Source organism: Roseibium sp. AWQ4_254, from assembly GCF_056161025.1.
Genome location: NZ_JBSWYH010000016.1, coordinates 124,619 through 132,619, shown reverse-complemented (window position 1 = coordinate 132,619; position 8,001 = coordinate 124,619). Strand labels below are relative to the sequence as shown.

At 57.3% G+C, this 8,001-nt stretch carries 8 protein-coding genes; 3 read left to right on the top strand and 5 right to left on the bottom strand.

Annotated features, from left to right (window positions below; genetic code table 11):
* Positions 1-190: hypothetical protein (locus tag ACXAIC_RS14055; protein WP_475180145.1), on the top strand; the 190-nt coding region annotated here is incomplete at its 5' end.
* A 48-nt stretch (positions 191-238) separates the two neighbouring features.
* Here the strand turns inward: ACXAIC_RS14055 and rpsO are convergent.
* Positions 239-508 (bottom strand): 30S ribosomal protein S15, encoded by a 270-nt coding sequence (rpsO, locus tag ACXAIC_RS14050; protein WP_475180144.1) that lies wholly within the window; start codon positions 506-508, stop codon positions 239-241.
* Between the two features lie 387 nt (positions 509-895).
* Between rpsO and ACXAIC_RS14045 the strand changes: the two genes are divergently transcribed.
* Entirely contained in the window at positions 896-1,384 is a 489-nt protein-coding gene (locus ACXAIC_RS14045) for an MCP four helix bundle domain-containing protein (protein ID WP_475180141.1), read from the top strand.
* A gap of 227 nt (positions 1,385-1,611) precedes the next feature.
* Here ACXAIC_RS14045 and ACXAIC_RS14040 read toward each other — a convergent pair whose 3' ends face one another.
* A complete protein-coding gene (locus ACXAIC_RS14040; protein ID WP_475180140.1) occupies positions 1,612-2,373 on the bottom strand; it encodes a substrate-binding periplasmic protein in 762 nt (253 codons plus the stop codon).
* A gap of 74 nt (positions 2,374-2,447) precedes the next feature.
* On the opposite strand from ACXAIC_RS14040, the gene ACXAIC_RS14035 reads away from it, so the two are divergent.
* A complete protein-coding gene (locus tag ACXAIC_RS14035) occupies positions 2,448-3,428 on the top strand; it encodes a TAXI family TRAP transporter solute-binding subunit (RefSeq protein ID WP_475180137.1) in 981 nt (326 codons plus the stop codon).
* A gap of 31 nt (positions 3,429-3,459) precedes the next feature.
* On the opposite strand, the gene truB is transcribed toward ACXAIC_RS14035, so the two are convergent.
* The 3 genes from truB to infB all read right to left on the bottom strand — a co-directional run bounded on the left by truB (position 3,460) and on the right by infB (position 7,981).
* Positions 3,460-4,404, bottom strand: coding sequence for a tRNA pseudouridine(55) synthase TruB (truB, locus tag ACXAIC_RS14030; RefSeq protein ID WP_475180135.1), 945 nt, complete (start codon positions 4,402-4,404; stop codon positions 3,460-3,462).
* A 198-nt stretch (positions 4,405-4,602) separates the two neighbouring features.
* A complete protein-coding gene (gene rbfA, locus ACXAIC_RS14025) occupies positions 4,603-5,016 on the bottom strand; it encodes a 30S ribosome-binding factor RbfA (RefSeq protein WP_475180132.1) in 414 nt (137 codons plus the stop codon).
* A gap of 226 nt (positions 5,017-5,242) precedes the next feature.
* Positions 5,243-7,981, bottom strand: a complete 2,739-nt coding sequence (infB, locus tag ACXAIC_RS14020; RefSeq protein WP_475180128.1) for a translation initiation factor IF-2 — start codon at positions 7,979-7,981, stop codon at positions 5,243-5,245.
* Positions 7,982-8,001 lie beyond the last annotated feature (20 nt).

Below are 8,001 nucleotides of genomic sequence, written 5' to 3'. Positions count from 1 at the left end.
TTTTTTTTTGGCCTCTTTTTGGGTTTTTTTTTTTGGTTTCCCCCCTTTTGGGGCTCTTTTTTTTTTTTCCAACTCACTCTTTTTTCTTTTTTTCTTGACCTTTTTGTTTCCAGACCCCGGGTCGCATCCGGGTGATCGCGATGTGCTCGAGAGCCGTTCGCCCGGCTTTGCAGAGGCGGAAAGGCTCTAAAAAAAACGCGGCAGGTTCAGACCCACCGCGTCTTCTGTCTCGCCTGTCTTAGCGGCGAATGCCAAGACGCTCGATCAGCGACTTGTAGCGCTCTTCGCTTTTGCCACGCGTGTAGTCCAGAAGGGACCGGCGCGATGCAACCATCTTCAGAAGACCGCGGCGGGAATGGTTGTCCTTGCCGTGACCCTTGAAGTGTTCGGTCAGATTGTTGATGCGCTCGGTGAGGATCGCTACCTGGACTTCCGGAGAGCCGGTGTCGCCGTCCTTGGTCGCAAATTCCTTGATGAGTTCAGCTTTACGCTCTGCAGTAATCGACATCGCTCTTTCCTTTCAAAGAGTGGTGGCCTGTTGACCAGGCACATTGAACTGCCGGAGGACCGGCCTGATCCTTCAGTTGCCAGAGCCGAGATGTCGGTCAGCAAAGGTTTCTGCAGGACGAATTGAGCCTCAATGCCCAATGGCGGCGGAATATGGCGGAAAAAGAAGGATTTGACCAGAAAAATTTGATGCAATTTTGGGCAAAGGCATCACCACACCTCATCCGGACTATACTTGAAAAGCTTAAACTCGCAAAATCACTTACTTTATTCACACCCTTGTAAAAAGTAACATTGAATTTTCTTACTTATTAAATCGATTTAAAAATTCAGTTTTTTTAATTTTAGCATTCAATATCTCGCTGAATTCGACCGACGGGATACGACCATGCGAAACCTGACGATTAAATCCAAGCTTATCCTAAGCTTTTCTTTGCTATTGTTATTTACCGTTGCTTTGGGAGGCTTTGCGCTCAATCGCATCGGCTTCATGAGCGACACGACAACTCACCTGCGCACTGAAATGGATGCTGTCACCATTCTCGGCGACATGGCGCGCATGAGTCAGAAGCTGCAAAATGATGATCTTCTTCGTCACTATGCGACCTCTGACCATCTTCGCAATTCGATCGTAAACGATGCCAAGAAAACCCAGCAGGCGTTTTCTGAGGCCTGGTCGAATTATTCCGCACTGATTGAGACAAGCGGGCCGGAAGCAAAGCTGGCGGCTGACCTGCGCAACGCCTGGCAGCATTTTCTCGCGGTTGAAGAAGAGGTTCTGATCCTTGAAGATGCCGGGGAGCGCGAACTTGCCGGCGAGGTGATGATGGGTGACCTGCAGCAGTGTCCCGTCGCGTGGTGTAACTTTTGTGGTTAGCGCGGGCTGAGCGGAGCCTTCGCGCAGCGAAGCGATGCCCGCGCTAACCACAAAAGTTACACCACGCAATGGGACACTGCTTATGATTGGGTGCCCTACAAACTCATTAAGCAGGAAAATCTTGGAGAGTTCCTCATCAACTGATCCGGTTGAGATTGGAAACGATTTTACCCGCCGGCCATGTCCGGCGGTTTTTTCGTACCGAAACGCCCCAAACAGATAAATCCTTAGGGCAAAAAATACACTCGCAGCAATCGCTCAAAATAGCCTTCCGAATTGAGCTCCCTGAAGACGTTTTCAATCATCTCTCTACGGTCCAGCAAGTTCGAATTCCGAGAGATCGTGATGTAGGACGGCGATCCTTGCGCGGAAAAAGCCGCCTTCTTCAACTTATTGTTTGGCTGCTGCATGATGTAGTTCGCTTGGTGTTCTGGAACGATCATTACATCAAGGCGGCCAAGTTCGAGCATTCGCGCGCCTTCTTCAAAGGATGAAAGTTCGTATTTCCGGAGGCGTGCATCATAGTCAAAGAAATCAAGATACCGAGCCGACCGCAGCACACCGATTTGCCGCTCCATAAGATCTTCGTAAGACGAGATGTCGAGACTGGTGTCTGCCATCAGGAACACGAGATCTTCGGAAGGCAGCGGCGCATCCAGGAACTCCATATTCGCGGCATTTTCCGGATTCCAGACCGGCCCAAGCATCATATCCGCCTGACCGCTTTTCATCATTGCCAAAGCCCTGGCAGGCGAGACGTTTACAAATTCTAGCTCAAGGCCGGTGCGTTTGCTGACCTCGGTGATGGCATCAACATAAACACCACTATAGCCCTCGACACCGTTCCACTGCTCGACAATGTTGAAAGGCGCTGATTCGTGGATAACGACATAATACTTGTCGAAATATTCCTTTGAATTTACCGAGATCGGCACTAGATAAAACAAAGCCAACGAAGAAATAACAATCAACATCACCTTCGTTTTCACACCGAAACCACTCCCATTTACAGAATTATCAATTCGCGATATCGTGTTCAAATTCCACTTTCGTAAGCCACAATATGTACAGGATATACCTATCTGTCTTCGTTGCTCTGATTTGCGCCATTCCGCGATCCGGATCGGCTGAGGGCACGCGTGCATTTTCGATTTCTGGCGGATCGATAGCGGGCGTGTACTTTCACATAGCTGAAGAGTTGTGCAGATTTGTCAACCAGCAGGCAGAAAAAGGTAAAAGATGCCACAGCCGTTCGGGGTTCGGTTCAGCGTTTAACATAAACGCTCTTGAAAACGGGCTCATCGAGTTTGGGCTGGCACAGTCCGATCTCCAATGGAACGCCTGGAACGGCGTTGAGGAGTGGTCTGACGGACCGGTCCGGAACATTCGAAGTGTGGCGTCCCTTCATGAGGAAGCGGTCCATCTGATTGCCCGGGAAGCGGCCGGGATACAGACCATCGCGGATTTAAAGGGCCACAACATCAGCGTCGGAAACCGCGCCTCAGGCCAGCGGAAAAACGCGTTGACCGTTTTGGATCTTTATGATCTGGACCTGAAACGCGACCTGAGTGCCAGTGGCCTCTTGCAAGGCAAGGCCTTGCAAAAACTCACCAGCGGAGAACTTGACGCCTTCTTCTACACTGTCGGCTTTCCTTCACATTCCATTGTCAAATTGTCTGAAACAGTCCCCCTGGATTTTCTGGACATCAAAGGAGATCTGATTTGGGACTTCATGAAAGAAAAGCCCTCCTATCAAAAGATGGAGATTCCGGCGCATACCTATGCCGGACAAGAGGAGGTAATTTATACATTTGGTGCTCGCAGCACGCTTTTGGCCAGCACCCATGTTTCAGATGACCTGGTCTATGAGCTTTTGACTGTCCTCTACGCGCATTTCGACGAACTCACAGACAGCCATCCAAGTCTGATCCGGCTCAAGGAAACAGATCTAAGCCGGAACCTGACTGTGCCCTTGCATCCGGGCGCCATCAAATTCTACCGCGACAAGGGGCTTTTGGCCCCGTCAGTTGCCAACAATCAATAACATCTTCTGTGACCTTGGGATTGAAGGTCCCTTAAAGGTTGAAAACCCGGCTTGGCTGGAAACGGCCCTTGTCAATAGAGCCGATGGCAACCGGCACTTCAGCGTGGCTGGCAAAGGCAACCTCCGTGTTCAGAGGAGCATCGCGGCCGCGCAGAAGAACGGCCATGCCTTTGCGGATCTTGGCCGCATCATCCAGCGAGACCGGTACTTCGACCAGGTCTTCCATGGCCTCGCGCACGGGCAGAACAAATTCCTCAATCAGGGCATTGACGCCCTCGCCCTCTTCAAGCTCTTCGGCTGCCTCCAGCAACTCGTCCAACGCGATCAGATCGTCCTCTCCGAACGGGCCGACCAGCAGGCGGCGCAGGTCCGTCACATGGCCATGGGTGCCAAGGCGGCGGCCAAGGTCGCGCGCCAGGGCGCGCACATAGGTTCCCTTGCCGCATTCGGCTTCAAAGACGGCCCTGTCCTCGTCCGGTCTTTCGACCAGCTCCAGCCGGTGCACCTCGATCGGACGGGCCTCCAGCTCCACCTCTTCCCCGTCACGGGCCAGGTCATAGGCCCGTTCACCACCAACCTTGATGGCGGAGAATTTCGGCGGCACCTGCAGGATCGTGCCGACAAATTCCCCCAGAACCGCCAGGATATCCTCAGTTTGCGGGCGGATGTCGGATGTGGCAACCACGTCGCCCTCCGTGTCATCCGTGTTGGTCTCAGCCCCCCAGGTCACCTCGAACCGGTAGACCTTGCGCCCGTCCATGACAAAGGGCACGGTTTTGGTGGCCTCGCCAAGGGCGACCGGCAGCAAACCGGAGGCCCTTGGGTCCAGTGTCCCCGCATGACCGACTTTCTGCGGCGAGAAAATCCGCTTGATCCGGCCAAGCGCCTCGTTGGACGTCAGGCCATAGGGCTTGTCGAGCACAAGCCAGCCATTGATGGTGTTCTTCTTGCGTTTGATCTGTTTCTGGCGTGCCATATTGAATTCGTTTGTTGAACAGCCAAGCTGGTGGATCTGCAGCCGCCTGCTTGTCACCCCGGGGCCCGAGCCTCGCGAGAGACCGGAGTTCAGTACGCCCGGTCTTCACGGCGTGTCAAAATTTCAAGTCAATGACGACTGGTTCCCTGCCTGCGCAGGGGCGGCAAGCAGAGAGTTTCAGTCGCGCAGCGGGCAAAATCAGTCCTCGTGCGTTTCGTCCTCGCCGAGATCCCGAGAGACGCCTGGCGAATGAAGCAGCGTGCCGATACGGTCGTCATCATCAAAGCGGGTATCCAGGACGAAGCGCAGGTCCGGCATGTATTTCATGGTCAGGCGCCGGGACACCTGGCCGCGTAAATATTTGGCGCAGCGGTTGAGGGCCTTTTCCACCTTGTCCGCGTTCTTGCCGCCCAGCGGCATGACAAGGCAGGTCGCAAGCCGTAGATCCGGGGTCATGCGCACTTCGGGAATGGTGACGATGGCCCCGTCCAGATCCGGATCGGAAAACTCGCCCCGTGTGAGAATGTCGGACAGTTCCTTGCGCACCGTCTCGCCAACCTTCAGCTGGCGCTGAGACGGTCCACGGCTGTCCTGACCGTGATGTCTTGCCATAGTTGTTGTCCTTGCATCGCTGGCCAATGCGGACCCGGAGCCGGGGATGGGCCTGCCGGGCGGGCTCCGCCGCCGCCGCCATCGCGTTCCCGGAAACGTCTGGAGGCGCTCCGGGGCATGAGCGTGGCAGCCATGACACGGCAGAAACACCCGTGACCAGATACACTGTCAGCGGCTTAAGCCAATAAGCCGCTGACATCCGTTTCAATTTGATGTCTGACGCAGGTCAGAGCGTTCTTGCGATCTGCTCCACACGGAAACATTCGATGATGTCACCCGCACGCATATCCTGGTACTTGACGAAGTTCATGCCGCATTCCTGACCGGATTCGACCGATTTGACCTCGTCCTTGAAGCGCTTGAGCGTGCCCAGCTCGCCTTCGTGGATCACGACATCGTCGCGGATCAGGCGGACATTGGCACCGCGTTCCACGATCCCTTCGGTGACCAGACAGCCGGCGACCTTGCCCACTTTGGAAATGTGGAAGATCTCCTTGATCTCCGCATTGCCGAGGAAGGTTTCGCGCCGCTCCGGCGACAGAAGGCCGGACATGGCCGATTTGATGTCATCCACCAGATCGTAGATCACGTTGTAGTAGCGCACCTCAATGCCGTCCCGGGCCGCCGCTTCGCGGGCCTGTTTGTTGGCACGCACGTTGAAGCCGAGGATCGGTGCGTTGGAGGCCGCCGCCAGTGTGATGTCGCTTTCGGTGATGCCACCGACACCGGACAGAAGAATGCGGGCGCCGACTTCCTCGTTGCCGAGTTCGTTCAAGGCCTGGGCAATTGCTTCTGCCGAGCCTTGCACGTCCGCTTTCAGCACCAGGGGGAATTCCTTGCGGCCGGTTTCCTGCAGACGGTTCATCATCTGCTCCAGCGAGCCACGGGCGCCGGAGGCCACCACGGAGGCTTTTTCGCGGATCTGTCGTTGACGGTAATCGGTGATCTCGCGGGCACGGGCCTCGTTTTCGACCACAGCAACCAGATCACCGGCAGCCGGCGTTCCCTGGAAGCCCAGCACCTCGACCGGTTTGGCCGGTCCGGCTTCCTTCACCTGCTTGCCGTTTTCATCGAGCATCGCGCGCACACGGCCCCATTCGGAGCCCGCCACGAGGATGTCGCCCGGCTTGAGAGTCCCTTTCTGGACCAGAACGGTGGCCACCGGCCCGCGGCCCCGGTCGAGCTGGGCTTCGATGACGATACCCTCTGCCGTGCGGTTTGCATTGGCTTTCAGTTCCAGAACCTCGGCCTGCAGCAGGATCATTTCCAGCAGCTTGTCGAGATTGGTGCCGTTGAGCGCGGAGACTTCCACGTCAATCACGTCACCGCCCATGGATTCGGTCACCAGCTCTTCGCTGAGAAGCTCGGTGCGGACCCGGTTCGGATCGGCGCCCGGCTTGTCGATCTTGTTGATGGCAACAATGATCGGCGCATCGGCGGCCTTGGCGTGGGCAATGGCTTCCTTGGTCTGCGGCATGACACCGTCATCGGCGGCCACAACAAGAATGACAATATCGGTCGACTTGGCCCCACGGGCACGCATCTGCGAGAACGCCGCGTGGCCCGGCGTGTCGATGAAGGTGATCTTCTGACCGTCCTGATCGACCTGATAAGCGCCAATATGCTGGGTGATGCCACCGGCTTCACCGGAGACCACCTTGGACTTGCGAACCGCGTCGAGCAGCGAGGTCTTGCCATGGTCGACATGGCCCATGATGGTAACGACCGGAGGACGCGCCTCCAGAGCGGCATCTTCGTCTTCCTGGGTGAAAAGGCCTTCTTCCACGTCCGCTTCGGACACGCGCTTGACCGTGTGACCCATTTCTTCTGCGATCAGCTCGGCGGTATCGGCGTCGATCACGTCGTTGATCTTCAGCATCTGGCCCTGCTTCATCAGCAGCTTGATCACGTCAACAGCGCGCTCGGCCATCCGGTTGGCCAGCTCCTGGATCGTGATCGCCTCGGGCAAGGTCACTTCGCGGGAAATCTTCTCGCGGACCACCTGCTGCTGACCGCGTTTTGCCTTTTCCTGGCGGCGGCGCATGGAGGCGAGCGAACGGGCCCGCTGACCGTCATCCCCGCCGGTTGCAGCCGAAATGGTCAGTTTTGAGCGGCGGCGGTCTTCGCCGCCACGCGGACGGGCAGCAGGCGCCGGAGCCTGTTTCGGCCGTTTGACCGTGCGCAGGCTCTTCGCCCCCCGGTCTTCGCTTTCGCCAGCGGGCTGCCCTTCGGGTTTCGGCCGGGCCGGTGTCGCGGCAGGCTTGCGCTTACCCATGTCATCCAGGCTCGGCGGGCGGCCGCCATCATGGGCGGGCCGGCGGGCCGGAGCACGGGTGCTATCCGTCCTGGCGGGCTTGGATGCCTCGGCCTTGGCCTCTGCCTGTACGGGAGCCGCAGCGGCTTCCGCTTCAGCTGCCTTGGCGCGCTCTTCGGCCAGACGGGCGTCTTCAGCAGCCTGCCTGGCCTGTTCTTCCGCCTCGGCCTTGGCCCGGGCTTCTTCTTCGGCCTTGCGCTGTTCAGCTTCCACTGCCCGGCGCTTCTCATCCTCTTCGCGCTGCTTGCGCTCAACGACCTCGCGTTCCTTGGCCATCTGGAGCGCGGCAGCGCGAGCGGCCGCTTCTTCCTTGGTCAAGGTGCGCAGAACGTTGCCATTGCCCTTCTGGCGCTGACCGGAAGCAGAGCGGCGGGCCTGCTTGGCCTGCTGCGGATCGGGCTGCTGGGGTTTGCGCGGCGCTTCGGACGGCTTTTCAAGGCGCTGTGTGGTCGGTGCGGGCGCTTCCGGTTTCGGCTCCTGCCCCGGGATCACAACACGGCGCTTTTTCTTTTCCACGACGACTGCTTTTGACCGGCCATGCGAAAAGGACTGGCGGACCGTTCCCTGGTCGCCACCACCCCGCTTGAGCCCAAGCGTCTTGCCACGCTCAACGCTGATTGTCTTGTCGCCTGGATTTTTCGTATCGCTCATATTGCCTTCAGTCCTGCGCA